This window comes from Paenibacillus sp. y28 (assembly GCF_037137075.1).
In the GTDB taxonomy this organism is placed as follows: Bacteria; Bacillota; Bacilli; order Paenibacillales; family NBRC-103111; genus JBBBNV01.
The window spans coordinates 64,750-90,500 of the sequence record NZ_JBBBNV010000020.1 but is presented as its reverse complement, the minus strand read 5'-3'; the positions used below and the strand labels follow the sequence as shown (position 1 = coordinate 90,500).

The 25,751-nt window shown below is 55.1% G+C and carries 26 protein-coding genes; 3 read left to right on the top strand and 23 right to left on the bottom strand.

Going from position 1 to position 25,751, the window contains the following annotated elements; translation table 11 throughout:
* Window positions 1–117: 117 nt before the first annotated feature.
* The gene (locus WBG83_RS15990; RefSeq protein WP_336746184.1) at window positions 118–351 is read right to left on the bottom strand and encodes a hypothetical protein; all 234 of its coding nucleotides are present in this window, start codon (window positions 349–351) and stop codon (window positions 118–120) included.
* 315 nt (window positions 352–666) lie between these two features.
* Here WBG83_RS15990 and WBG83_RS15985 point away from each other — a divergent pair, with 315 nt between their 5' ends.
* Window positions 667–1,353, top strand: coding sequence for a polysaccharide deacetylase family protein (locus tag WBG83_RS15985; RefSeq protein WP_336746183.1), 687 nt, complete (start codon window positions 667–669; stop codon window positions 1,351–1,353).
* A 98-nt stretch (window positions 1,354–1,451) separates the two neighbouring features.
* Here the strand turns inward: WBG83_RS15985 and WBG83_RS15980 are convergent, their stop codons facing one another.
* Complete coding sequence (locus WBG83_RS15980; RefSeq protein ID WP_336746182.1) at window positions 1,452–2,246, bottom strand: DUF1906 domain-containing protein; 795 nt, start codon at window positions 2,244–2,246, stop codon at window positions 1,452–1,454.
* 296 nt (window positions 2,247–2,542) lie between these two features.
* On the opposite strand from WBG83_RS15980, the gene WBG83_RS15975 reads away from it, so the two are divergent.
* On the top strand, window positions 2,543–2,719 hold the full coding sequence (locus WBG83_RS15975) for a YjfB family protein (protein ID WP_336746181.1): 177 nt from the start codon (window positions 2,543–2,545) through the stop codon (window positions 2,717–2,719).
* Window positions 2,720–2,828: 109 nt separating this feature from the next.
* Here the strand turns inward: WBG83_RS15975 and WBG83_RS15970 are convergent, their stop codons facing one another.
* From WBG83_RS15970 to WBG83_RS15950, 5 genes are all read right to left on the bottom strand, one after another.
* The gene (locus WBG83_RS15970) at window positions 2,829–3,116 is read right to left on the bottom strand and encodes a stage VI sporulation protein F (RefSeq protein ID WP_336746179.1); all 288 of its coding nucleotides are present in this window, start codon (window positions 3,114–3,116) and stop codon (window positions 2,829–2,831) included.
* 218 nt (window positions 3,117–3,334) lie between these two features.
* Complete coding sequence (gene recG / locus WBG83_RS15965; RefSeq protein WP_336746178.1) at window positions 3,335–5,386, bottom strand: ATP-dependent DNA helicase RecG; 2,052 nt, start codon at window positions 5,384–5,386, stop codon at window positions 3,335–3,337.
* Between the two features lies 1 nt (window position 5,387).
* On the bottom strand, window positions 5,388–6,254 hold the full coding sequence (locus WBG83_RS15960) for a DegV family protein (protein ID WP_336746177.1): 867 nt from the start codon (window positions 6,252–6,254) through the stop codon (window positions 5,388–5,390).
* 33 nt (window positions 6,255–6,287) lie between these two features.
* A complete protein-coding gene (locus WBG83_RS15955) occupies window positions 6,288–8,102 on the bottom strand; it encodes a DAK2 domain-containing protein (protein ID WP_336746176.1) in 1,815 nt (604 codons plus the stop codon).
* 24 nt (window positions 8,103–8,126) lie between these two features.
* Window positions 8,127–8,486: an Asp23/Gls24 family envelope stress response protein gene (locus WBG83_RS15950; RefSeq protein WP_336746175.1), complete on the bottom strand. Its 360-nt coding sequence runs from the start codon at window positions 8,484–8,486 to the stop codon at window positions 8,127–8,129.
* Window positions 8,487–8,693: 207 nt separating this feature from the next.
* On the opposite strand from WBG83_RS15950, the gene rpmB reads away from it, so the two are divergent.
* Complete coding sequence (rpmB, locus tag WBG83_RS15945) at window positions 8,694–8,882, top strand: 50S ribosomal protein L28 (RefSeq protein ID WP_336746174.1); 189 nt, start codon at window positions 8,694–8,696, stop codon at window positions 8,880–8,882.
* A 138-nt stretch (window positions 8,883–9,020) separates the two neighbouring features.
* Here the strand turns inward: rpmB and spoVM are convergent, their stop codons facing one another.
* From spoVM to WBG83_RS15865, 16 genes are all read right to left on the bottom strand, one after another.
* Window positions 9,021–9,101, bottom strand: a complete 81-nt coding sequence (spoVM, locus tag WBG83_RS15940) for a stage V sporulation protein SpoVM (RefSeq protein WP_336746189.1) — start codon at window positions 9,099–9,101, stop codon at window positions 9,021–9,023.
* 137 nt (window positions 9,102–9,238) lie between these two features.
* Window positions 9,239–9,496 carry a hypothetical protein gene (locus WBG83_RS15935; protein WP_336746173.1) on the bottom strand — a complete coding sequence of 86 codons (258 nt, stop codon included), beginning with the start codon at window positions 9,494–9,496 and terminating at the stop codon, window positions 9,239–9,241.
* Between the two features lie 6 nt (window positions 9,497–9,502).
* The gene (gene rpe / locus WBG83_RS15930; RefSeq protein ID WP_336746172.1) at window positions 9,503–10,168 is read right to left on the bottom strand and encodes a ribulose-phosphate 3-epimerase; all 666 of its coding nucleotides are present in this window, start codon (window positions 10,166–10,168) and stop codon (window positions 9,503–9,505) included.
* A gap of 5 nt (window positions 10,169–10,173) precedes the next feature.
* A complete protein-coding gene (rsgA, locus tag WBG83_RS15925) occupies window positions 10,174–11,076 on the bottom strand; it encodes a ribosome small subunit-dependent GTPase A (protein WP_336746171.1) in 903 nt (300 codons plus the stop codon).
* Window positions 11,076–13,193 carry a Stk1 family PASTA domain-containing Ser/Thr kinase gene (pknB, locus tag WBG83_RS15920; RefSeq protein WP_336746170.1) on the bottom strand — a complete coding sequence of 706 codons (2,118 nt, stop codon included), beginning with the start codon at window positions 13,191–13,193 and terminating at the stop codon, window positions 11,076–11,078. The genes rsgA and pknB overlap by 1 nt, the downstream gene beginning before the upstream one ends.
* The gene (locus WBG83_RS15915; RefSeq protein ID WP_336746169.1) at window positions 13,183–13,971 is read right to left on the bottom strand and encodes a Stp1/IreP family PP2C-type Ser/Thr phosphatase; all 789 of its coding nucleotides are present in this window, start codon (window positions 13,969–13,971) and stop codon (window positions 13,183–13,185) included. The genes pknB and WBG83_RS15915 overlap by 11 nt, the downstream gene beginning before the upstream one ends.
* Complete coding sequence (gene rlmN, locus WBG83_RS15910; RefSeq protein WP_336746168.1) at window positions 13,968–15,020, bottom strand: 23S rRNA (adenine(2503)-C(2))-methyltransferase RlmN; 1,053 nt, start codon at window positions 15,018–15,020, stop codon at window positions 13,968–13,970. The genes WBG83_RS15915 and rlmN overlap by 4 nt, the downstream gene beginning before the upstream one ends.
* A 47-nt stretch (window positions 15,021–15,067) precedes the next feature.
* On the bottom strand, window positions 15,068–16,543 hold the full coding sequence (gene rsmB, locus WBG83_RS15905) for a 16S rRNA (cytosine(967)-C(5))-methyltransferase RsmB (protein ID WP_336746188.1): 1,476 nt from the start codon (window positions 16,541–16,543) through the stop codon (window positions 15,068–15,070).
* 214 nt (window positions 16,544–16,757) lie between these two features.
* Window positions 16,758–17,738, bottom strand: a complete 981-nt coding sequence (gene fmt, locus WBG83_RS15900; protein ID WP_336746167.1) for a methionyl-tRNA formyltransferase — start codon at window positions 17,736–17,738, stop codon at window positions 16,758–16,760.
* 3 nt (window positions 17,739–17,741) lie between these two features.
* The gene (gene def / locus WBG83_RS15895; RefSeq protein ID WP_336746166.1) at window positions 17,742–18,233 is read right to left on the bottom strand and encodes a peptide deformylase; all 492 of its coding nucleotides are present in this window, start codon (window positions 18,231–18,233) and stop codon (window positions 17,742–17,744) included.
* A gap of 57 nt (window positions 18,234–18,290) precedes the next feature.
* Window positions 18,291–20,867 carry a primosomal protein N' gene (priA, locus tag WBG83_RS15890; RefSeq protein ID WP_336746165.1) on the bottom strand — a complete coding sequence of 859 codons (2,577 nt, stop codon included), beginning with the start codon at window positions 20,865–20,867 and terminating at the stop codon, window positions 18,291–18,293.
* Window positions 20,864–22,090: a bifunctional phosphopantothenoylcysteine decarboxylase/phosphopantothenate--cysteine ligase CoaBC gene (gene coaBC, locus WBG83_RS15885; protein WP_336746164.1), complete on the bottom strand. Its 1,227-nt coding sequence runs from the start codon at window positions 22,088–22,090 to the stop codon at window positions 20,864–20,866. Before coaBC ends, priA begins: the two co-directional genes overlap by 4 nt.
* A 332-nt stretch (window positions 22,091–22,422) precedes the next feature.
* Window positions 22,423–22,644 (bottom strand): DNA-directed RNA polymerase subunit omega, encoded by a 222-nt coding sequence (rpoZ, locus tag WBG83_RS15880; RefSeq protein ID WP_336746163.1) that lies wholly within the window; start codon window positions 22,642–22,644, stop codon window positions 22,423–22,425.
* A 3-nt stretch (window positions 22,645–22,647) separates the two neighbouring features.
* A complete protein-coding gene (gmk, locus tag WBG83_RS15875) occupies window positions 22,648–23,283 on the bottom strand; it encodes a guanylate kinase (RefSeq protein ID WP_336746161.1) in 636 nt (211 codons plus the stop codon).
* Window positions 23,273–23,536, bottom strand: coding sequence for an extracellular matrix/biofilm regulator RemA (gene remA / locus WBG83_RS15870; protein ID WP_336746160.1), 264 nt, complete (start codon window positions 23,534–23,536; stop codon window positions 23,273–23,275). Before remA ends, gmk begins: the two co-directional genes overlap by 11 nt.
* 224 nt (window positions 23,537–23,760) lie before the next feature.
* Entirely contained in the window at window positions 23,761–25,677 is a 1,917-nt protein-coding gene (locus WBG83_RS15865) for a bifunctional homocysteine S-methyltransferase/methylenetetrahydrofolate reductase (RefSeq protein WP_336746159.1), read from the bottom strand.
* Between the last annotated feature and the right edge of the window lie 74 nt (window positions 25,678–25,751).

Below are 25,751 nucleotides of genomic sequence, written 5' to 3'. Positions count from 1 at the left end.
AAACAAGTGTTTGCGTTTATCGACTACTTCAACTCCACCATGGCCAAGCCTTTTAAATGGACTTATAAAGGCAAGGTTCTTTGCTTTTAACTGTTGTTATATTTAAGTTTTAGTGCACTAGTCAGCAAGCTCGATTTTGAAAGCACTAATATCCGACCGTTTCAAGCCCAGGCATTGTCTGTTATTGGCAGATGTCAGTTGCAAAGCAATCACATCTTCTCCCTGCATCGTATGAGGATTAAAAATCAAATCGAACAGCTTCTCTTGATGTTCTTCGAAAGAATCGTTGCTTTCTCTGTGGATTTCTACCAGTGCGCCGCTTTTCAAATAATAGGTTTCTTGATAGTACATCTTCGCTTCGCCTCCTTAAAATGGTTCACTCGACAAATTATATCGAATATCTGCCATATGCACCATGAGAAGAACGACCTAGCGGGAAAATATCCCAGGCCCTATTGTATTTGACCGGTCCCGCATGGTAAATACAGGGTTGCTTTTTATATCTGCTTGCTCTATTCACTTGCCCTTCGTGTTCTGGCTGCCATTCTTCCTGCCTGCCTTACAATTATAAAATAGGACCTGTCAGGGAATTGTAAAATAAATGAACAATTTAAAGGACAGGGGGAAGCCGCCATCAGAACGTTTTTTATCAGTCTCATGCTGTTCATGCTTGCAGTATCCATGGTCCATTCGCCTGCCCATGCAGCAGCGCCAAAAAAAGATCGGAAATATTACGAAAGCCGGGGGGAGGTCATCTGGGAAGTCCGGACAAGCGAGAAGGTCATTGCCCTTACATTTGATGATGGCCCGCATCCACGCTACACGGCACAAATATTAGATCTGCTCAAGCAGTACAATGCCAAGGGCACTTTTTTTGTCGTTGGGAATAAAGTCAAGCTGCATCCCGAGCTTGTCAAGCGCACGGCAGCAGAAGGGCACGAAGTGGCGAATCACACCTACAGCCATGCGTATTTGAACAAAAAAACGAATATTAAAAAAGAAATAACAAAGGCTGAAGACACGATTGTTGCAGCCATCGGCCGCCGTACTCATTTATTCCGGCCGCCCGGCGGTATTTATAACGACAAGCTTGTTCAAACCGCCAAGCAGGAAGGCTATAAGGTTGTGTTATGGTCGTGGCATCAGGATACCCAGGACTGGAAGGCTCCCGGCGTGAACAAAATTGTGGATAAGGTGCTGGGGCACACAAGAAATGGCGATATTATTTTATTCCATGACTTTATCGAAGGCCCGACGCATACCATTGACGCTTTAAAAATTATTTTACCTGAATTAAAACAGCGGGGCTATACATTCGTGACCGTTTCCGAGCTGCTGACCCACGCCAAGTAAAAGAAAGCCATTGAACGCAAACAAGCCTGCCGGTCACTGCTGAAGCCCTGCCCGGCAGGCTCAATTGATTCTATGGAATGTGCAGTCATGATCAGAATCTAGACCTGAACACCGGCCTGACGGGCAATAATAATAGTGTTCAGCCACGATAATTGCGAGGATGTCAGCTCGCGGTTGTAGGCTTTTTCCGCCCAGGTATAATCTGAAATTAACCCTTTGTGGTACAGACCGTCCAGTGCGTCACCAAGCTGCTTCCACTGCCAATCGTACTGTAAATTCAACGCCATATCGTCCTCCTCCTCCCCATCAACTGCTAAATTCCACCCGCCTTCATTCCCGTAAGACTCGTTCAAGTCCACTCCAATGCCATTCATCGTAATATCGTTTTCATATTGATAAATGTTCGCGGCCGCCGATTTCTTCCCGCTGCTCCAGGCGTAGGTCTGCCAGAACCGGGAGCAGGCGCCGCTTGCATGAAGCGCTTCGACAACAGAATAAGAGCCGTAAGCCCCAGTGATGTACCCGTCTGCTGCCTCTTTCGCGCCTTCAATATATGCGATTACTGCTTGCATCTGGACCGCGGTCGCATCGAAATCGACAGCAAAATAAATGCAGCTGCCTTCCGGCTGACCGATCAGCTTGGCTACCTGAATGGCCGCGGCACCGTCCGCAAGACCAGCTTCCCGTCCGCCCAGTGCGCGATCTGCGGTTGTTTCATATACAGATACGATTTGCAGCCCGGCTGCCGTAATCAGCTCCGCTTCGTCCACAGTTAACCTTTTCCAGCCACTCGGCACAAGATAGCGGGCGACAAATTCAAAGCCGTCCGCAGCAAAAGCCGCCGCTGTTTGCGCTGTAAGCGGTGTTGCACAATCAAAGCCCTTCGTCGCCATGGTCTATCAGCTCCTCCTTTTTTTAGAAGTTTACAGCTATATACTAGAATATGCAGCCTGCAGCCTGCCCGACTCGGCGGCATGTACACTCTGGTTTGATTCAAGCACAGATGGACCGAACCGGATAAGCATACAAATAAAACCGCCGCATACAAAAAAGATGCCAGGATCAGGGCTGCTTCCCCCTGCAAGGCATCTTGCTCGTAAAAAAGACGAAACTGTTGTGCGCGGCAGCGTCAAAATCATTCAAAAAAACGGTGTCATTTGCCGATGGATTAATAGAGGAGGGATGTCCAATGGATATCGCAGCATTGTCAACTACAATGAGACAGGCGGCACTAGCTCAATCAGTCGGAGTTCAAGTTTTCAAGCTGGTCCAAGGCCAGTCGGAGCAGCAGGGTCAAGCTGTGGCTCAATTGCTGGAGCAAAGCGTTAACCCCCATCTGGGTCAAAATGTAGACATCAAAATTTAATGCCTCCACGCGCCCGCAAGGCACCGTTTGGTGCTTTGCGGGCGTCTTCCAGCCTTTTTTCCGCTGTCTGGACCTGCCTGCTGTCCTCTGGTCTCCAAGCTTCTTCCGCTCACCGAAACATGCCCCACAGCTTGATCAAGTGCAGCGTGTTGTTCGGGTCGATTTTCTGATCGATGACGAAGCGGATCATATTGTCGGTCATCTGATCGCTCAGCTTCTCCCCCAAAATAGCCGCACAGCGATTGACCAAGGCGCGCACCTTGCTCCGATCCTGCAAATCCGTTTTCGTAACGCCCTGCAGCGCCTTTTTGACCCGTTCCTTGGTCTCCGGATTTTTCATTTTACGTTTTACCCGTTCCACAAACTCGGGGGTAATGCCGTACTTAATGTAGGACATGGCACCCAGCACCTCCGATTTCTCCGACTACTCTATAGGTATGCAGCGGCAGCGCGGATTCATGCCGTCTATGAGCCCGGATTGCAAAAACGATTCTCCACAATGCTACATCCCATCGAATGGAACAGCAAAAAATCCTCTCCGAGCAGTCTTCGGCCGGAAAGGTATTTTCTGGTGCTGGCGTATGTATGTTTGAGATGAATAGGTTTGCTTCGCGATCAATCCAGAACTTCTCCGTCGGGCACCTGCTCGCGCTGCAGGTACGCACGCAATGGCAAATACCTGGCTGCCGTCCAGAAATCGGCTGCCCCCAGCAGTGCGGCTGCATCGTCCCGGGCCAGCTCCATCCATTCAAAATCTGCCGATAAATCCGCCAACCGAAAATCAGGCATCCCGCTCTGCTTCGTGCCGAAGACATCTCCCGGTCCACGCAGCTCCAAATCCCGTCTGGCGATTTCAAAGCCGTCATTGGTATCGGTCATCGTCCGCATGCGTTCAATCGCAATTTCCGACTTCGGATCAGCGATCAGCACACAATAGGACTGGTTGGCTCCACGGCCGACGCGTCCGCGCAGCTGATGCAGCTGTGACAAGCCGAACCGGTCTGCATCATAAATGACCATCAAACTGGCATTCGGCACATCTACGCCAACCTCGATGACCGTGGTCGATACAAGCACGTCCAGCTCCGCCTCGCTAAACTGGCGCATCACCTGCTCCTTCTCGGCAGCCGGCATCCGCCCGTGCAGAAGGCCCACTCGGATCGGATGCAAGGCCTGTTGAAGCTGCACGAACGCATCAATCGCATTTTGCACATCCAGCTTCTCCGATTCCTCGATAAGCGGACAAATGACATAAACCTGACGGCCTTCCCCGACCTCCTTACGCATCATTCCGATAACGCCCTCCAGCTTCTCGGGCCTCACCCAATAAGTCAGAATAGGCAGGCGTCCCTTGGGCAGCTCGCGCAGCGTCGACACGTCCAAGTCTCCGAAGGCCGTAATGGCCAGCGTTCGCGGGATAGGCGTCGCCGTCATTAGCAGCACATCCGGATGCTGGCCTTTCCGGCGCAAAATGCTGCGCTGATTCACACCGAAGCGGTGCTGCTCGTCCGTCACAACGACGCCGAGACGCCGAAAAAACACATCCTCCTGAATTAAGGCATGTGTGCCGACCACAATATCGATTAATCCCATTTGCAGGGCGGAAAGCACATCCCGGCGCTTACGCTCGGTGAGACTGCCGGTGAGCAGGCCGATTTGAAGCCCATACGGCTCAAACAGCTTTGTCAGCGAACGGGCGTGCTGCTCGGCAAGCAGCTCGGTAGGCACCATCAAGGCGCCTTGGCAGCCGGCCCGTACAGATGCGTACAAGGTTACCGCCGCCACAACCGTCTTCCCTGCCCCAACATCACCCTGCAGCAGCCGATTCATGCTGAAAGGCGCCTGCAAATCCTGCAATATTTCTGCAATGACCTGCTTCTGGGAGTTCGTCAGCTTAAATGGAAGCCCCCGAACGAAGCTGCGAACCTCTTCCATGTCGAAGCGGTGGGCGATACCGTCCGTACGATCCCGCTGAGTCGCTTTATAGGCTTGCAGCTTCAACTGAAACAAGAACAGCTCCTCGTATACCAGCCGGGTCCGTGCCAGCTGCCCGTCCTTCGTATGCTCCGGATGATGGACATGGTACACCGCTTCATTTCTCGGCATCAGCCGATACTTCTGAATCAGTTCTTCGGGCAGCACTTCCTCAATTAGCTCTCCGAACTGGGATAAGGCCACGCTGATTTGTTTACGCAGCCAATTTTGCGTGATTGAGCCGCCAATCGAATAAACCGGCTGCAGGGTGCCTGAGCGGGAGGTAGTGCTGCCGGGAAACTCCGCCTCGCTGACGGTCATCTGCATCCGACGGCCGTCCCATTTGCCTGTCACGATAAGCTCCGCGCCAGGCCGCAGGCGTTCCTTCATAAAATGGCGGTTGAACCAGACGGAGGTTACGAGCAGCCCGTCAATCATCAGCCTGCAGCTGAGCCTTGATTTGCTCCGGCCGTACATTTGCAGCACCGGCTCACCGGCCACCTTGGCCTGAACCGTAATTTTTTCTCCGTCCTTGACCTCAGTCAAGCTCCTTAGCCGGTAATCCTCATAACGAAACGGATAATATTCCAGCAAATCGCCTATGGAACGAATACCGAGCCCCTCAAGCTCCGCGATCTTCGGCCGTCTTATTCCTTTCAGCGCCTTCAAAGGCATTTGGTACAAATCACTCATGTTACTGCAACACCACCGGATGTACGAATACAGCGATAACTCCCGGCCCGGTATGCGTGCCGATGACGGGGCCTACACTCGCGTAGAAGGTCTTCTCTATGCGAAGCCCGCCCGTTACGGCCTGCTCCAGCTGATCACATAGCTCAGGAGCTGCGGCATGTGCAAAGCAAGCATCCACCTGCACCTCCGGGCCGAATTCCCCTTTCAGCAGCTCCACGATCCGGGCTACCGCTTTTTTATGTCCTCGGACCTTATCAATCGGGGTTACTACCCCTTCCGGGTCCAGGGTCAGTATGGGCTTAATGTTCAGCAGGGTGCCGAATAATGCGGACGCCTTGCCGATACGCCCCCCTTTTTGCAAATATTCCAGCGTATCCACAATAAAATAAATACGGGTCTTCTCCCTGATTCGCTCAATCCGTGAAAGGATCTCATCCTTTGTCCGGCCTTCCTTCGCCGCTTTGGCTGCGGTAACAACCTGAAAGGCAATGCCAAACGACGCGGATTTGGAATCGATCACCGTCACATCAGGAGCGCCATCAAGCATTGAAGCCGCAATTACAGCCGACTGGTACGTCCCGCTGAGGTTGGAGGACAAATGAATAGAAATAATTGCCGCAGCAGGGTTCTTCTCCAATATCGCTTGATACGTTTGCAGAAATTCAGCCGGCGAAGGCTGGGATGTCGTCGGAAGCACGGAAGCTTCCGACTGCTTGCGGTAAAACTCATCCGGCCCGATCGTGACCGAATCATAAAAAGCCTCGTGACCGAACAGCACCTGAAGCGGTATCAGATGAATGCCATATTCCTCACGCAGCGGCTTCGGAATATCGGATGTGCTGTCTGTCACAATGTAAACTCGGCTCACTATCGTTCCTCCGATCATGTTGGATTCTGAAAGCTATTCGACGGAAAATAAATACGCATACACAGGCTGTCCGCCCTCATACGTCTCCACGTCAACCTCCGGGTAGGACTTCTCCAGCCAGCCTTCAAGCCGCTCCGTAAGTACGGGGTCCGCATCCTGCCCGGTGAGAACGGTCACCACCTCGCCGCCATCCTCCAGCATCGCCTCCAGCAGCTTGCAGCAGGCAGAGAATATATCCTTGTCCGCCGCCGCCATTGTGCTGTCCAGCACGCCAATGGTATCCCCTTGCTCAATGATCAGGCCATCCATTTCCGTGTCCCGCACGGCAGTTGTAATTTGACCTGTCTTGATCTCAGCTGCACGTGCCAGCATCAACGCAAGATTTTGCTCCGGCTCCAGCTGATCCTGGAAGGCAATCAAGGCAGCCATTCCTTGCGGAACCGTTTTGGTCGGCACCACGATAATCCGACGATCGGACAGCTGCTCCGCTTGGCGCGCGGCCAAAATAATATTGGAATTGTTCGGCAGTATAAATACATTCTCGGCATGTACGCCCTCGGCTGCACGAACCAAGTCCTCTGTGCTCGGATTCATGGACTGGCCGCCCGAAATGACCTTCACCGCCCCAAGGCTGTGAAACAGGGACGTCAGCCCTTCTCCACTGGCTACCGCTACAAAGCCGTACCGCTCCATCGTTTCCGTTTCCTTGTCGGCTTGCTGCTGTCCGGTACCGGTGGCGGCTTCTTGATCCGTGTTGCCCGGGTGTACAGCAGCGATTGGCGGTGCTGTGCCTCCTGCCGCGGCAGGACTTGCTGAAACCTCAGTCTGTTCCGATTGCTCCTGGAGCAGTTCACGGTGCTGCTCACGCATATTGAGGATGGCAATACGAACGAGCTCGCCGCACGTCAGGCAGTAATTCAACACTTCGCCAGGCGCACTGGAATGCACATGCACCTTAACCTCTTCGCCGTCCCGAATCACAATGACAGAATCGCCTATCCGTTCGAGCTGTCTGCGAAGCGCGGCTTCACTAAACGGCTTGCTCCCGGAATGCTGCGCAAGCCGGATGAAAAATTCCATATCATATTGATGCTCGATCGCTTCTGTTTCCAGCTTGGCCTGGGCCCTCTGGACAGTCCGGGCGCTTGTACCGGCCCCCCGATCCCCCTTCGCAGCATGCCAAGCCAAGCTTAATTCAGCCGCAGTCCTTGTTCCGGCCGCAAGTCCGGCAAGCGCAGCGGCAAAAGCCTCATAAATGTAGACAAGGCCCTGACCGCCTGCATCAACAACCCCAACCTGCTTCAATACCGGCAGCTGGTCCGGCGTTCTGGCGAGCGCTTCCCGTGCTTTGGACAGCACTTCACGCATCAGTTCGTCCATATCAGTGCAGCGGCGGGCAGCTCCCGCGGCATGCTTAGCCGCCTCACGGGCCACAGACAGGATTGTCCCTTCAACCGGCCGGACAACAGCCTGATACGCTGTATCCACGCCGGCTTGAAGAGCCGCGGCGAAATGCAGCGGGTCCGCCGCCTCCTGATCGTGCAGCGACTTGGCCATTCCGCGGAACAGCTGGGAAAGAATAACCCCCGAATTGCCTCTCGCGCCCATCAGCAGCCCTTTGGACAAGGTCTCGGCAGCGGTTCCCAGATGTGCCGCTCCTTTCTTGCGCAGCTCACCCGCCCCAAAGGTTAAAGTCAAACTCATGTTCGTCCCGGTATCCCCATCAGGAACAGGAAACACATTCATGGCGTTGACATCCTCGGCATGAGCACCAAGATGATTAGCCGCAGTCAGAACAAGATGCGCGAATTGTGTTCCATCCAAGGTTGTTAAGCGCTTTCCTAACAATACAATTCCCCTTTCTATAGTGTGCTATGGGGAAATCCGGACTCCCTGCACGATAATATTAATCTCGTCCACATGTATGCCTGCCACTTCACTCAGCATGTATTTTACTTTGGTTTGCACACTTCGTGCAACCTCGGATATTTTAATCCCGTAGCTGACCACGATGTATAAATCAAGCTTCACCAGCTCCTGCTCCTGGCGGATTTCCACACCGCGGCTCAGGTTTTCTTTTCCCAGCAGCTCGGCAATACCGTCCATCAGCTGCTTTCGGGAAGCCATACCGACAAGACCGTAGCATTCCAGTGCCGCAGAGCCGGCCAAGACAGAAATGACCTCCGGGGATACATGAATTTTTCCGAGCTCAGTTTGAAGTTGGATTGACATGTCCCATTCATCTCCTTCAATTATCCAGCGTCAAATATGGATTGCATATATTTTACTATAAGGAAGGGTAGAAATAAATGCGCAAATTGTCTTGGTCTCGTCGTTGACTAGTTTCTCCCTGCTGTGCTATCATTATTAAGTATGTTTATGACGATCGCCTGCGTTTCAAATCGCCTGCGGCTGATTTTGCTCAAGGAGGTGTAAGGTATGTCCCGCAAATGCTTCATTACTGGCAGAAAAGCCGGCAGCGGACACAACGTGTCCCACGCCAACAATAGAACCAAACGGACTTGGGGCGTCAATGTTCAAAAAGTGCGCATCCTCGTTAACGGTAAACCGAAGCGCGTTTATGTTAGCACACGCGCATTGAAATCCGGTAAAGTGGTTCGTGTATAATCGAATGTGTATACAGACAAAAAGCACCTGCTGAGCCGGGTGCTTTTTTTCATAAGGTTTATCCGATTTGGGCAGCAGGGCGAGCTCGCCTGTGCTCGGTATGTGCGGGTCACGAACGTGTAAGTATAAAGACAGAAATCAGTTTTTGCTGAATGAATTCAATATCGCCTTTACGAAACCGCCCAAAAATCTCGGTAGCTTGATTGTGTAAAATTTCACCTCTACCCCTCCTTCACGATTTACGAAGAGCACCTCAGCTTGACTAGCGCGTTCCAAACAGTTATACCTCTATTGTATTCACGCCCCGGCAAAAAGTGACTACTATCTTCGCGGGAAGGAGAGAGAAAAGCTGCGGGCTACTCCAGCTTTTTGTAATACCAGCCGTTCATCTCCGCCGCCATCGAATAAATGAGGCTGAACAGCATGGCCAGCACGAACACCGTAGCGACAAAACCGATCCGCGTGCCCATCGAATCATAGTTCCGGAAGAAGCGTACTCCGAGCAGCAGCGCAATCAGAGAAAAAAGATAGCGGCTTACATCATGAAGCTGGACAAAAACCGCCAGCAGCGCAGAGCACAACAGGCTGTATCCGATAAAAGCGACCGCCCTCACACCCATCTACCCCTTTCGTGTGATGCTGTTGCGAATGGCGGATAATGCGCCTGCGCGGTCCTGCTGCCCGAAGACGGCATTGCCCGCAACCAGTACATTAGCTCCCGCTTCGGCCACAAGCGGCGCTGTCCCCTCATGGATACCGCCATCGACCTCGATATGAACGCCCGTACGTCCCCGCTCATCCAGCATGTCGCGAAGCTTCCGAATTTTCGGGAGCATGCCCGGAATAAAGGCTTGCCCGCCGAAGCCCGGATTGACCGTCATAATGAGCACCAAATCCACATCGTCCAGCACATGCTCAATCAGTGAAAGCGGAGAAGCCGGATTCAAGACAACGCCGGCTTGCTTGCCGTGGTCCTTGATGGTTTGCAGCGTCCGGTGCAGGTGCACCGCCGCTTCCGCATGAACGGAAATCAGATCCGCTCCCGCTTTGGCAAATGTGCCGACATAGGCATCCGGATTGGATATCATCAGATGCACATCCAGCGTCAGCTTCGTGTACGGGCGAACAGCCTCTACAATCAGCGGGCCAATCGTAATATTCGGCACAAAGTGCCCGTCCATAACGTCAACGTGAATCCAGTCTGCGCCGCCGCGCTCTACATCCTGAATTTCTTCCCCAAGCCGCGCGAAATCGGCCGATAAAATTGATGGAGCCATAATGACCATGTATGCTAGTACCTCCGCTTTTTGTCCTTCATTTCCTGTAAGAAGCTAATATAATGCTCGTAACGGCTCGGCGCAATCTCTCCTTCCGCCAAAGCCTCCTTCACCGCGCAGCCCGGCTCCTGCTCGTGTGTGCAGCCTCTGAACCTGCAGTTGCTTGAAATCCGGGCCATTTCCTTGAAGCAGCGTCCCAAATCCTCGGTTTCCATCTGCAGGAAATCAAGCTGGCTAAAGCCGGGCGTGTCGGCCACATAGCCCCCGCCGGGCAGAGCGATCAGCTCTACATGGCGGGTTGTGTGCCGTCCCCGGCCCAGCTTCATGCTAATCTCCGCAGTCTCCAGCGACAGGCCGGGCAGCAGCCGGTTCAGGAGAGAGGACTTGCCCACTCCCGATTGGCCGGAAAAAACGCTGATGCGTCCGGCAAGGAGCTCGGCAGCTCGCTCTGTCCCCGTCCCCTTGCGCGAGCTTGTCATTACAACCTCGTAGCCGATTCGGCCATATATTTCCTGCACCTTATCAGCCAGTTCCTTAAGGCGCTCATTGTCCTCCGCGAAATCCGCTTTGGTCAAGCAAATAACCGAAGATAGCCCTGCGTTTTCAATATGAACCAAGAACTTATCCAGCAATTGAAAATTGAGCTCAGGCTCAGTCAGCGAAAAAACGAGTATCGCCTGTTCAACATTGCTGACGGGGGGGCGGATAAGCTCACTGGAGCGGGGCATCAGCTCGGTTACGGTGCCTTCTCCGTTTTCAGTCGGCTCGTAAAATACGCGATCCCCGACAAGCGGGGTCATGTTTTTTTTCTTGAATATCCCCCGAGCCCGGCATTGGACGAGCGTGTCCGCCTCTTCACCCTCCGGCTGAACATAGTAATATCCGCTTAGCGCCTTCACAATCAATCCCTGCGGCATTAATGCCCTCCTCCTGCTGCTGCCTGCTGCCCGCCGTTCTGCTTCGTGGAGACGGGCTTCGCTGTCGGCGTTGGTGTCGGCGAAGCAGCAGGGGCGCTCGCGCCCGTACCGGCATCGCTTGCCGGTGTAGACGTTTTATTTTGAGAAGCTTCGTAATCCTTGTATGTCACTGTGCGCGAATCGCCGGTTAATTGATTGTCGCGAAGCACTTGAATGACCGCATTTTTGTCCTTCGTCACCACGACAACGATTTCGAACACTTCCTGCTTCGTAATGGTCTGTTTCTTAATCTCGACGTTTTCATAGCGCGCATCGGTCAGAAGAATGCGGATTTCCGAGCTTTTTCCGGATTTATCCGGGCTAATCGGAAGACTGACCTTTATTTCTCCGGCTTCTTCAGGCAGGCCTGTGCTGACGTAAATTTTGACCCGCTGCCCCTTCGAGACCGGTTCATTGGCTTCAAACGGCCACTGGTCAAACACTTTCCCTTTTGTCTGCTTCAGGCTCGGCTGACGGATAATATCCTCATCCTTCAGCTCAAGGCCGTTCACCTTCAGCGTTGACTTGGCCACTTCCTCCGTCTTGCCGATCAAGTCCGGCATCGCGAAGGTATCCTTGCCTTTGCTGATGGTGAGCTTCACCGCCACAGTTTTCGGGTCCATCTCGGCAGCGGCCTCCGGGCTTTGTTTAATAATTTTGCCGACTTCCTCGTCATAGAACACTTCTTCTGTTTTAATCTGCGAAGGCTGTACCCCGATGGCTGCCAGCTCCTGCTCGGCTTCCTTTGCCGTCTTGCCTGTAAGATTCGGCATCTGCTTGGGCTGCGGCCCAAGACTGACGTATATATTTACCGTCGCCCCTTCGCGGACAGTGCTGCCTGCCGGCTTTTGATCATACACGACATCCTTGGCGACCGCTTCATTGTACTCCGTGATCTGCTTCGGAATGAGCTTCAGCTCCGTCAAGCGGGCTTCCGCAACTTTAGCCGTCTGACCGACAAAGGATGGCACCTCCACCTCCGGGACACGGATTTTGTCCAGTGCATACACAACCGCTAACCACATGCCGCCGATGAGAATGACCGCTACCGCAAGCCAAATTCCAACGAGGGCCCAAATGCTCCGCTTCTTGCCTTCCACCTGCCGCTCATCCTCCGGGCGGAAAGCTGCATGCCGGTCCGTCGTTGCCGAGGTTGTCACTGCGGCAGTACCTGAATCCCGTATCGCCGGCATCACAAGCGTGCGTTCCTCATCCAGCTCCCGATCCTCAAAAAAGGCAAGCTTGGCTTCCGAGCGCCGCTGCGGAGTCAGGCATGATTCCAAATCGCGCAGCATTTCGCCGGCCGAATGATAACGTTCGTCGGGATTTTTGCGCATGGATTTCAAAATAATGTTCTCAACGCTTTGCGGAATTAGCGGGTTAACGTTTCGCGGATCTTCCACATTTTCCTGCAGATGCTTTAAAGCAACACTAATCGGACTTTCCCCCAAAAACGGGAGCCGTGCGGTAAGCATTTGATACATCACAATACCAAGTGAATAAATGTCTGATTTGGCGCCGGTGGAAACCCCTTTGGCATGCTCCGGCGAGAAATAATGCACAGAACCGACCACCGAGCCGGTTTGCGTAATTTGCGTTGCGTCCGCCGCCCGGGCGATACCGAAATCCGTCACTTTAATGCGGCCGTTGATGCCGAGCAGGATGTTGTGCGGCTTAATATCCCGGTGCACGATTTGATTCATATGCGCGTGGTCCAGCGCATCGCAGATTTGGGCTGCGATATGAACCGCCTCATCGACCTGCAGCGGCGCACGTTCCTTAATCAAATCATTCAGCGTCTTGCCTTCAATGTATTCCATGACGATATAATGGACATCCTCTTCTTGTCCCACATCGTAAATACTGACTACATTGGGATGAGACAGCGAGGCAGCGGACTGGGCTTCCCGGCGAAAGCGGCGGATAAATTCTTCATCATGCACATACTGCTGGCGAAGCACCTTCACGGCTACCTTGCGATGCAGCAGCATATCGTGGCCCTTATAAACAATGGCCATCCCGCCTCCGCCGACTCGTTCGAGGATTTCATACCGTCCTCCTAGCTGCTTACCTATCATGCTCGCTCACCCCACTTTCTTGATTCATGCCGATTTCATCATTGACCAAAAGCACAACGGTCACATTGTCGTCTCCGCCCGCCTTCAGAGCGCTGTCAATTAATCCGTCGACAGTTTTTTCCAAAGAATTGCTTTCACTAACGATCCGGGCAATGTCCCTCTCGGAAACGAGGCCGCTCAGACCATCCGTACACAACAGAAGCTGGTCGCCGGGCTCCCAAAAAAACACATTCACATCCGCATCGGCATCTGGTTCTGTCCCAAGCGCTCGGGTCAGTACATTGCGCCGGGGATGATTGCTCGCTTCCTCCGGGGTAATCTGTCCGTTCTTTAACAGCTCGTTGACGAGCGAATGATCTTCCGTCAATTTGACCAGCCCGGCGCGGTCAAGCCGGTAAGCCCGGCTGTCCCCGATATGAGCGACGATAAGTACCTCCGGGGTTGCAAGCGCCGCAACGACCGTTGTGCCCATCCCGTGCAGCTGAATTTGCTGGGCCGCATACTCAAACACCTGATCATTGGCAAACAGGATGGACTCCCGCAGCAGCTCGCTTGCCTGTACCGCAGTCATTCCTTCTTGAATCCGTTCCCCAAGATGCTTGGTAATGAGATCGATGGCCATCTCGCTGGCCACATCGCCCGCCTGATGCCCCCCCATGCCGTCAGCTACAATCGCCAGTGCATACCCGCTTAATCCTGTTGTAAAAAACGCCCGGTCCTCATTGACGGCCCGGATGCGCCCGATGTCTGTTTTGCCCGCAGCTTTCAAGCAAATCACCTCGCTTTTGACTCCAAATGCTTCGCACGCAGTTGTCCACAGGCTGCCGCAATGTCACTGCCATGCTCCCGCCGGATGGTGGCGTTAATTTTTTTACGTTCCAAAATACGCTGGAAGTTGAAAATATCGTCCCGCGAGGTGCGCACAAAGTTTCGTTCCTGGACGAAGTTGACCGGAATCAGATTGACATGGCACAGCGGCATCATATCGATAAGCACGTCCGCCAGCTCCTCCGCATGCTCCGGCTGATCATTGACACCGCCCATGAGCGCGTACTCAAACGTTATACGGCGGCCTGTCTTCTCCAAATAATATTTGCAGGCGGCAATCAAATCCGCGAATGGAAAACGGCGGTTTACCGGCATGAGCTTGGAACGCAGCGTATCGTTCGGGGCGTGGATGGAAATCGCCAAATTAATTTGGGTATTCTCATCGGCAAACCGGTAAATATTCGGCACGATGCCGCTGGTGGACACCGTAATGTGCCGCTGCCCGATGTTGAGCCCTTTTTCGTGAATGATGATGCGCAAGAAATTCATAACAGGGTCATAGTTCTCGAATGGCTCCCCGATACCCATAATCACGATACTGCTGACACGCCCGCCGCTCGGGTCCAGCAGCTTCTGTGCCTTGACGACCTGAGCAACGATTTCACCGCTGGACAAATTGCGTTTCAGCCCCCCCAGGGTAGAAGCGCAAAATGTACAGCCGATGCGGCAGCCGACCTGTGTGGTGACACAAACGCTGTTGCCATAGCTATGCTTCATGATAACGGTCTCGATCGCATTCTTGTCCGACAGCTCGAACAAAAACTTGACCGTGCCGTCATTGGATTCATACCGCGCGGTTTCCTGCAGGGTCACAAATTCAAACTGGTCCATCAGCTTTTGGCGAAGCGCCTTGGAAAGATTGCTCATCTCCTCGAAGCTCTCCACCCGCTTCACATACAGCCAGTCAAAAATTTGTCCGGCGCGGAAAGCCGGCTCCCCGTTTTCTTTTACCCAGTCCTGCCAACCTTCGAGACTGAGATCATATACAAAAGGCTTCATTCCATCACAACCTAATAACCGATTTGTTGAACATAAGCAAACGCAACTTATATTTTATCATATTCCGCTTTGCGGCGCATTCTGGCGATGAAGAAGCCGTCGGTGCCGTAATGATGCGGCAAAATCTGCAAGCAGGCGGAGTGCAATTCCGCTTCGGCTTCGGTTGCCGCAGGGGCCGCGCGGGACACTGACGTTCCGGACACTGACGCTCCGCCTGCGGCCCTTTGGCCCCCATCGAGGCTACTACCGCCCTGCAGCCGATTCGGCCCCTGGGCAGGCAGCCGGTATAGCGCAGCAGGCAGCGGATCAGGCGCAAATTCCGGGTGCCGCTTCAAAAAAGCCTCCACCTGCCCGCTGTTCTCCAGAGGCTCCACCGTGCAGGTGCTGTACACCAGAACGCCGCCGGGCTTCACCAAAGGCGCGGCCGACTCCAGCAGCTCCCGCTGGAGTGCGGCCAGAGCTGTGATTTCCTCCGGCGTCTTGGTCCACTTGACGTCCGGCTTCCGCCGAATTACGCCGAGCCCGGAGCAGGGCGCATCAAGCAGCACGCGATCGAACGAGGCCTCCGGAAAGCGGCCTGCCAGATGCCGTGCATCTGCTGTCGCCGATGTAATGCAGGCCAGCCCAAGCCGATCCGCTTGAGCATCAATGAGCTGGCGTTTATGCTCATGCTGATCCACGGCATAGATCGTGCCCTGATTATTCATCAGCTCCGCCATGTGGACCGTTTTCCCGCCAGGCGCGGCGCAGCAGTCCAGTACCAGCATCCCCTTCTCGGGCGCAACAGCCTCGGCAACCAGCATAGAGCTTTCGTCCTGAATGGAGAATACACCGGAGCGATACCCGTCGGTAAGCGCCATGTTGCCTCCGCCGCGTACAATAATACCCGCCGGTGCGACCTCCGAGGGCCGCGCGTCATAACCGCCGGCCGCAAGCTCCGCAAGAAGCGCTTCACGGCTTGTACGCAGCCGATTTACCCGCAAGCTCACATGGGGAGGCTCGTTGTTCGCCCGGCACATGTCAGCCGTTGCAGCTTCGCCGAACTGCTTCAGCCAGCGGGCGACAAGCCACTCCGGATGGCTGAACTCCAGCGCAAGCCGGCTTGCCGCAGAGCCCTGCTCCGGCAGCCGAAGACGCTCCGGCTCGCGGATCATGCTGCGCAGCACAGCATTGATCATCCCGGATATGCCCGCATGCCCGCGCCGTTTGGCGATAGCTACCGCCTCATTGACCGCAGCATGAGCAGGAATCCGGTCCAAATAAACAAGCTGATACACGCTCAGCCGCAGCAGTGCGCGCACCCATGGCTCCAAGCGGCTTGCACCCTTGCTGACAAACAGGCTGATATAGTAATCCAGCGTGTTCCGCCTTTGAATCGCACCGTACACCAGTTCGGTCGCCAATCCGCTGTCGTTGCGCTCCAGCCCCGCCTTTTGCAGCGTCTGATTGAGTAACAGGTTGCTGTACGCCCCGTCCTGTTCAACACGGATCAGCACTTCTAACGCTGCTTCACGTGCCGTCATTGGACGGCGGCTGGTTTGGGCCGGCGCTTTCTTTCCAACTCCGCTTCTGGCCCCCGATTTGGCTTGCACCACGGTTTTATCCCCGCTGTGCTTTGGTTCCGGAGCTTGACCTCCGCCTTTTCCCCGAGCATTAGGCGTGTCCGCCTTCCCGGCAGCCTGCCGGGGGGCCTGGCCCCCGGTCCCCTTTACGCCAGAGCCCGGGCCTCTCCCGCGGTTATTCAGCGTCATGCGGCTCGCCCCCTAGCACTGTGCCCGTACGCAGGGTTCCGCCTCGGGCAAACTCAGAGGCGGGCATCGCTTTCTTCCCGGCCGGCTGGACCTGGGTGAGCCATAAGGAGCCTCCGCCGACAGCCACTTCAATTCCTTGCTCGGACAGTTGAAGAACTGTACCTGGAACGGTACCGTCTTCTCGTGCGTTTTGGGAGCCCGCTGCGGCGGCAGGCCCCGGGGACGCGGCTGCCCACACCTTGAATACTTGCCCGTTCCAGGTCGTAAACGCCCCCGGGAACGGATTCAGCCCCCGGATATGATTAAACAGCGATCTTGCATCACGGCTCCAGTCAATTCGTTCATCCTCGCGGCGAATATTGCCGGCATAGGTCGCTTCCGACTCCGCCTGCGGTTCGCCAGCTACCGGCCCCTGTTCAAAGAGCGGCAAGGTTCGCTGCAGCAGCTGCGCGCCTGCCAGGCTTAATTTATGAAACATCGTGCCGGTCGTATCCTCATCGGTAATCGGCACCTCAATCTTGCTGATCATGTCGCCTGTATCGAGTCCTTCAGCCATATACATAATGGTGACCCCGGCCACCTCATCCCCGTTCATCACGGCATAATGAATCGGAGCTCCCCCCCGGTAACGGGGCAGCAGCGAGGCGTGTACGTTGATGCAGCCGTAAGCCGGCGCTTCCAGCAGCGATTTGGGCAAAATTTGCCCGTACGCTGCGGTTACAATCAAATCCGGCTTTAAATTAATGATTTGCTGCAGCTCATCCGACTTGCGGAGCTTCTCGGGCTGGAGCACCGGCAATCCGTGCTTCAGCGCCTCCACCTTCACCGGCGGCGGAGTCAGCTCCCGCTTGCGGCCCTTCGGCCGGTCCGGCTGGGTGACGACCGCCAGCACGCGGTGTCCGGCCTCCAGCACAGCTTGCAGGGAAGCCACTGCAAATTCGGGGGTTCCCATAAATACGATATTCATGGGTTACTCTCCGCGACCGCTGCGATCCGGCTTCTCGCCATGATACAGCTGCTCGGCCAAATCCGTAAACAGCACCCCGTTCAAATGGTCAATCTCGTGCTGGAAGGCACGGGCCAGAAGCTCGCTGCCGCTTACTGTCACCGGATTCCCGTCCCGGTCCTGCCCCTTCACCGTTACAGTCATCGCCCTTCGCACATCGCCCGTCAAGCCCGGAATGCTCAGGCAGCCCTCCGGTCCGAATTGCTCGCCTTCCTTAGCTACCAGCTCAGGATTCACAAGCTCAATCAGCCCGCCGTGCTCATCGCCGCAGTCCACAACGATAACCCGCTTGGAGATGCCTACCTGCGGTGCGGCAAGACCGACTCCCTCCGCTTCATACATCGTGTCCGCCATATCATCCAGCAGCTTGTGCAAATTACGGTTGAATTTCGTGACCGGCTGCGCAACCTCGCGCAGTACGGCATCCGGATCCTTTACAATTAATCGAATGGCCATCTCACGTGCCTCCTCATCGCTTCGTATATCTATTCTATTTGTACAGCGCATCAAACTTTACATCATTACCTGCGGGTTGACATCAATTCCGATTTGCAGCTTGTGCTGCTTCAAATGTTCTCCGAGAAGGTCTGCAGTCCGGCTAACCAAAGAGGCTACATCGGCGGTTCCCCGATATTTTACCAGACATTGAAACCGATATCTATCTTTAATGCGGGGAATCGGGGAGGCTACCGGCCCGAGCACCTCAAGCAGCTCCAAGGCCGGTGTAAGCAGCTGGCCCTGGACCCTGATTTGCTCGGCCAGCCGTTCGCCGGTTTTCATAAGCAGCGGCAGCTGCTCATGGGTCAGCGTCACGAGAATGAGCCGACAATAGGGCGGATAGCCGAGCGTCCGGCGCATCTCCAGCTCCCGCTGGACGAAAGCGCCGTAATCGTGGCGGCTTGCAGCCTCAATGCTGTAATGCTCCGGCGTATACGTCTGAATGACGACCTCCCCGGGCAGGTGATGCCGGCCCGCACGGCCAGCGACCTGTGTAAGCAGCTGAAATGTTTTTTCCGCCGAGCGGAAGTCCGGCAGGTTCAGCACCGTGTCGGCAGCAATTACACCTACAAGCGTGACATGCGGAAAATCAAGCCCTTTCGCCACCATCTGCGTCCCCAGCAGCACATCCGCCTTCCGTTCCCGAAACAGCGTCAGCCATTTCTCATGGGAGCCCTTCTCCGTTGTCGTATCCACATCCATTCGAATGACGCGGATGCCTGGAAACAGCTTCGCCAGCTCCTCCTCCACCCGCTGGGTGCCGGTGCCGAAATAACGGATATGCGTACTTCCGCACTCGGGACAAATGGCAGGCTCCTGCTCGGTATATCCGCAGTAATGGCAGCGCAGCGTCCGGTTCACCTGATGATAGGTGAGGGAGATGTCGCAGTGCGGACAGCCGGACACATAACCGCAGGATCGGCATTTGACAAAGGTCGAATGGCCCCGCCGGTTAAGCAGCAGCACCATTTGCTCCTCCCGCTCCAAGCGCGAAGCGATCCCCTCATGCAGCCGCCTGCTGAACATGGAACGGTTGCCTTCCTTCAATTCCTCCCGCAAATCGACAACATACACCTCGGGCAAAGGACGGCCTTCCACCCGGGCAGCCATACGAAGCAGCCGGATGCCGCCACCCTGCCGGGTATCGAAATAGCTCTCGAGCGAAGGGGTAGCCGAGCCGAGCACAACCGCAGCTCCATAAGCCTCAGCCCGCTTGACCGCGACCTCTCGGGCGTGATATTTGGGGCTTTCCTCCTGCTTATATGACGATTCATGCTCTTCATCAATAATAATAAGTCCTAATTGCCGGAACGGGGCAAAAATAGCGGATCGCGCCCCGATCGCCACCTTTACCCGTCCTTGGGCGATTTTACGCCATTCGTCAAAGCGTTCTCCGGTAGAGAGCCGGCTGTGAAGCACCGCAACCAAATCGCCGAAACGCCCTTTAAATCGCTCCACCATTTGCGGGGTTAGCGATATTTCCGGAACCAGAACAATCGCTTCTCTCCCCTGGTCCAGACAGCGCTGGATCGACTGAAGATACACTTCCGTCTTTCCGCTGCCGGTCACCCCGTACAAAAGAAACGTCTCTGCCCGCCGGGCATCCACCGCATCGGCGATTTCATCGTATACCTGCTGCTGCTCCGGCGTCAACGGAAGCGGCTGGGTCCGCTCGAAATAACGGCCGGCATACGGATCCCGGAACACCTCGGCCGCTTCTACCGTAATCCATCCTTTACCGGCCAGGGTTTTGACTGTACTGGCTGAGGCCCCGGTCTCCGCCAGCAGTTCGGCAACGGCGATCCCTTCTCCCGCAGGCAGCGCTGCGATACGCTCCAGCAGCATTTGCTGGCGCGCCCGGCTAGCCGGAAGGTCTCTGGCAATAGCCGTCAGCTCCTCAGCCGGAAGCGCGGCATAGGCGGTTTGAACCGTTTTCTTGGACAACCGATCCTTCATGGTCTGGACTTCGGTTAGCAATCCCTCCGCCAGCCAGCTTCGAATCACATGGGTTTGGCCCGGGAATTTCTCCGCCAGCGCTTCCAGCGTAAGGGGGCCCTTTTGGCGGATGAAGGCAGCCAGCCGCTCCTCCTCCGGAAGAAGGCCTGGCGCAGACGCTTGGCGAGACTCGCGGGGATCGGACCATTCGACCTTCCGCTCGTAATTGGCCTTGAGCGCAGCGGGCAGCATCGCCATCATCGCTGTAATTTCCGGACATATATATGTGCTTCCCATCCAGCGTGCCAAATCCACTAGCTCTTTGTTTAACGGAGGCTCCGGGTCCAGCACCTGCTCAATGGCCTTTAGCTTTACATGCCGTCGCTTGGCCTGGCCTGCATCGCGGGTTACGCCAGGCTCCTGCCCGGACGGATTCGCTGCACCCCAGAGGCTGGCATCACTTCCCTGCCCGCTCTCATGCCCGGCTTCGCCGTCAAGCAGCTCCACCACGAAGCCCTGCAGCCGGCGGGGACCGAAGGTTATTCCCACCCGGCTGCCAATGTCAATCCACGGCTGCAAATGCGGCGGAACCGCGTAATCGAACGGCCGGTTCGTTTGCTTCGCGGGCACATCAACAATCACCTTGGCAATCCTCACGCCTTGGCCACACCCTCTTGCTGCAAACGGTCGTAAACGATAGCCAGCAGCTTCTCCGCCACCTCACGCTTTGTCTGCTGCGGCAAATCGGCCACCAGCCCGTCTTCATTGTAAATACGCACGATATTGGTGTCCGTTCCGAAGCCCGCGCCTTCCAGGCTCACATCATTGGCAACAAGGAAATCGCATTTTTTGCGGCGCAGCTTATCCTGCGCGTTCTCCTCAAGCCGCTCCGTTTCGGCGGCAAAGCCGACAAGCACTTGGCCCGGACGCTTCAGCTCCCCCAGACGGCTTAAAATATCCGGGTTGCGGACGAGCGTAATCGTCATCGTTTCGCCGTGCTTTTTGATTTTTTGATCCGCGGTTTCCAGCGGGCGATAATCGGCAACCGCAGCCGATTTAATGATGATATCCGCTTGGGCGCAGCGCTCCAGCACCGCATGCAGCATTTGCTCGGCGCTCTCTACCCGCACTGCCTTTACCCCGGCGGGCGGCTCCACGCTTGTCCGCGCAGCGATGACCGTGACGTCCGCTCCAAGCTCCCGCGCCGCATCAGCGATCGCAAAGCCCATTTTTCCCGAGGAATCGTTTGTCAAATACCGCACCGGATCAATGCGTTCGATCGTGCCTCCGGCCGTAATCAGCACCTTCTTACCGGCTAGCAGCTTCGGCGTGTCGAACAACCTGCCGATGGAGGCCATAATTTCCTCCGGCTCCGCAAGCCGCCCTTTGCCGACGTAGCCACAGGCCAGCTGACCTTCCCCCGGCTCAATGAAACGGATTCCCCGCTTCGCAAGAGTATCCATATTGTACTGAACAGCCGGATTGGCGTACATGTGCACATTCATGGCCGGACATACCACAATCGGGGCGCGGGTAGCAAGCAGCAGCGTCGTCAGCATGTCATCCCCCAGCCCCAAAGCCAGCTTGGCCATAAAATTGGCCGTCGCAGGCGCAACGATAACCAAGTCGGCGCGGTCCGCAAGATCAATATGAGCGATAACCGACGCATCCTGCTCATCAAACGTATCGACGGCCACAGCATGCCGTGAAAGTGCCTGGAATGTCATCGGCGCGATGAATTTGACGGCGGAAGCGGTCATCACAACCCGGACATCGGCCCCAGCCTGGACCAGCTTGCTGCAGAGTGCCGCCCCTTTAAAGGCGGCAATCCCCCCCGTTACCCCCAGCACAACCGTCTTTCCCTTTAACCATTGCGACATGCGCAAATCCCCCCGGTCAGAACAGCATCTTCGGATGCTGCTTCAGGATGATCAACCACAGCTCAGCGGAAGCTGCGGACATGCAGCCGCAAGCATAACCTCATATTCATGTGCGGCAGCCCCCTTAGTAAACACCTTTAAAATGAATAAGCCTGGTGCAACAGGCCCTTATAAGCTCCGTTCCGTTCCGACGAACCGTCGCCATAGCAGCGCCCGCTCCGTTCACGTCCAAAGACCTCGCCCGTTTATGTACAAGCCGGATAACAACCGTGCTGATGAACGGGACCCTTCTGAAATGTAATCCAGTAAAAAAATAACAACCCCTCGGGTTGTTATTTCGTTTCTTTCACACTGTCTTTTGGCGTGCTTTCGAGTTGAATGTAATCGCCATAAATTTCTTCCAGCGCTACACCGACATTTTTATGAGCCTTTGCCCCGGTCAAATCCGTCAGCGCACCGTCCCGCAGCATTCTCGCCCGGCGCGAAGCCGCAACAACCAGCGAATACTTGCTGTCTACTTTTTCAATCAGCTTGTCAATGGATGGATATAACATGCTTTATTTCACCTCTTCCAAACCATGTAATAGTGTAGGATAAATGCGCTCCTGCTTGCAGTGCTCCGCCGTAATAATGGCCTGGATACGTTCACACGCCAAGGACACTTCATCATTGACAACGGCATAATCATAATGCGCAAGCAGACTAATTTCCTCCCGGGCTACGGATAGCCGCTGACTAATCGATTCCAGCGATTCGGTTCCACGGTTCTCGATGCGCTGGCGCAGCTCCTCCAGAGAAGGCGGCATAATAAAGATGAATACACCTTCCGGAAACGACTGCTTCACCTTCAAGGCGCCCTGCACCTCGATTTCCAAAATAATATCCCGGCCCTGCGCCAGCGTCTCCTCGACAAAGCTGCGCGGCGTGCCGTAATAGTTGCCGACATACTCGGCCCATTCCAGCAGGTCATTATTTTGAATCATGCTTTCAAACTGGTCACGGGACTTGAAAAAATAATTGACGCCGTCCGCCTCGCCCTGACGGGGAGAGCGTGTCGTTGCCGACACCGAATAAACCAGATGTGGTGATTTTTGACGCAACGCTGTACAGATCGTGCCTTTCCCAACGCCGGAAGGACCGGACAATACAAGCAGCAATCCCCGATCTGTACCCGTCTTCAGCTTATTCATCATGCTCATCGTCCTTATTGCTGCCCAAACGATGTGCTACGGTTTCGGGTTGAACCGCCGACAAGATCACATGATCGCTGTCGGTAATAATAACCGCCCGAGTCCGGCGACCATATGTGGCGTCAATCAGCATATGTCGGTCGCGCGCTTCCTGAATAATCCGTTTGATAGGTGCAGATTCCGGGCTAACAATGGATATGATGCGATTCGCGGATACAATATTGCCGAATCCGATATTGATTAACTTAATCCCCATTATAAACCCTCCAAAATGCCGCTTCACGCTTCATCCGTCCTGCGCTGACGCAGGACGGACAAGAGAGGCGGAACATGCTTCTATTGTTGCCGATTCCAGCATTTGACATACGCATAGCGCAGAATCATTGCAAATGCCCCTATCACTTTTTCATCCCCTATTGTAAAGGATTTTAAAAGTGGGGACAAGTGCCAAACAAAAAGGGGCGTCCGGACCGTCCGCGCCTACCGGTTGCGGCTGGCTGCCAGGGTACGGCCGCTTTTTTCCCAAACATAATTCGTCAATTCAAGCGACATTTCATAGAATAGGAACGGTGTCATGAAATAAATGCCGTTAAAGAGCGGCAGCGCCGCATCGAGCAGCTCCTTGGCGATTTGGACCCCCATAGCGCGCCCTTCCTCGCCCTTGAGGCCCGCCATACGCTCACGCACGTCGTCCGAAAGCTTGATGCCCGGCACCTCATTGTGCAAGTACTCCGCATTTCCGCCGCTGGCGAGCGGCATAATCCCGATAAAAATCGGAATGGAAAGATGCTTGGTCGCCTCATAAATACGCTCAATTAATTCAGCGTCATATACCGGCTGCGTCATGACATAATCGGCGCCCGCTTTGATTTTGCGCTCCAGACGCTGAACCGCCTTATCCAGATGCTTGACGTTCGGGTCAAACGCAGCGCCGACTACAAACTTCGCTTTTTGCTTGAGAGGCTTGCCGGAGAAGGCAACACCTTCGTTCAGCTGTTTAATACTGCGTATAATTTCAAACGAGGTCGTATCATACACCGAGCTCGCCCCGGGCAAATCTCCGAATTTGGCAGGGTCTCCGGTCACCGCCAGCACGTGATCAATGCCGAGCGCGTCCAGCCCCATCATGTGGGATTGCGTGCCGATGAGGTTCCGGTCCCGGCAGGCAATATGCACAAGCGGACGGGCGCCGAACTGCTGCTTGACCAGGTAGCCGAGCGCCAAGTTGCTCATCCGGGTTACCGCAAGCGAGTTGTCCGCCATCGTAATCGCATCGACGCCTGCCTGCTGCAGCGCTTCGGCGCCCTTCATAAACCGGCTGATATCGAGATCCCGCGGAGGGTCCAGCTCGACGATGACCGTGTGCCGCTGCTTGACCAGCTCTACGATATTCGGCTGAGCTGCCGGCGGTTCATTTTGCCCTCCCGACGCTGGTTCGACAGCGGTAATGGAGGGGGCCCGCTCCACAATAACAATGCTTGTACCCGCAGCACTGTCCGGTGAAGCTTTATGCTCCGGCAGCGAAGGCACGTAGCCGTTCAAGGCGGCTGCCATAGCTTTGACATGCTCCGGAGTCGTCCCGCAGCAGCCGCCGATAATCCTGGCGCCATAATCGGCAAACTTATACGCGTTCTCCGCAAAATACTGCGGGGAAGCCGTATACGTCATGCGCCCATCGACGAAATCCGGCAGACCGGCATTTGGGAATACCGATAACGGGAGAGCGACCGGGTGCGGCAATTTATCCATGGAACGCAAAATCCCGTTCGGGCCGCTGCGGCAGTTGAAGCCGATCACATCGGATCCGGCCTGCTCCAGCTGCTTGAACGCCTCGCCCAAAGCAATGCCATCCTGTGTCATATCGCCGCCCTCGGTGGCAAACTGGCAAATGACCGGAATCGTGCTGTCCAGCTTGCGCACCAGCTTCAGAGCCAGAAGAAGCTCTTCCAGATCGTAGAACGTTTCCAGCATGATGCCGTCCACCTGCTCTGAAAGCAAAATGTCCAGCTGCTGCCGAAAGGACTGCTCGACCTGCGCCGTGCGAATATTTTTCCGTTTCCCGGCCCGGATCGATCCGACGGCGCCAACCACATAAGCGTTGCCGTCCGCCGCTCGTTTGGCCAGCTCCACCCCGGTGCGGTTAATGGCTTCGACTTCCTGCTCCAAACCGTACTTGGACAGCCTCTCGAAGTTGGCCGAAAACGTATTCGTTTCAATCAGCCGGGCGCCTGCCTCCACGTATTGACGATGCACCTTTTCAATCGTTTCGGGCTTGAGCAGATTCAACTCTTCATATGATATACCGACAGGGAAGCCCTGCTGATACAAATACGTGCCCATCGCCCCATCGCCGATGATGAGCTGCGTCTTCAACGCCTCGCGAAGTGCGAGCTTCATTTCGTTTCCCCCGTTTCCACTCCGGCAAGCCGGCCCTTGTCAATCCCAGACGGGATCACGGGGGCCTGCAGCCG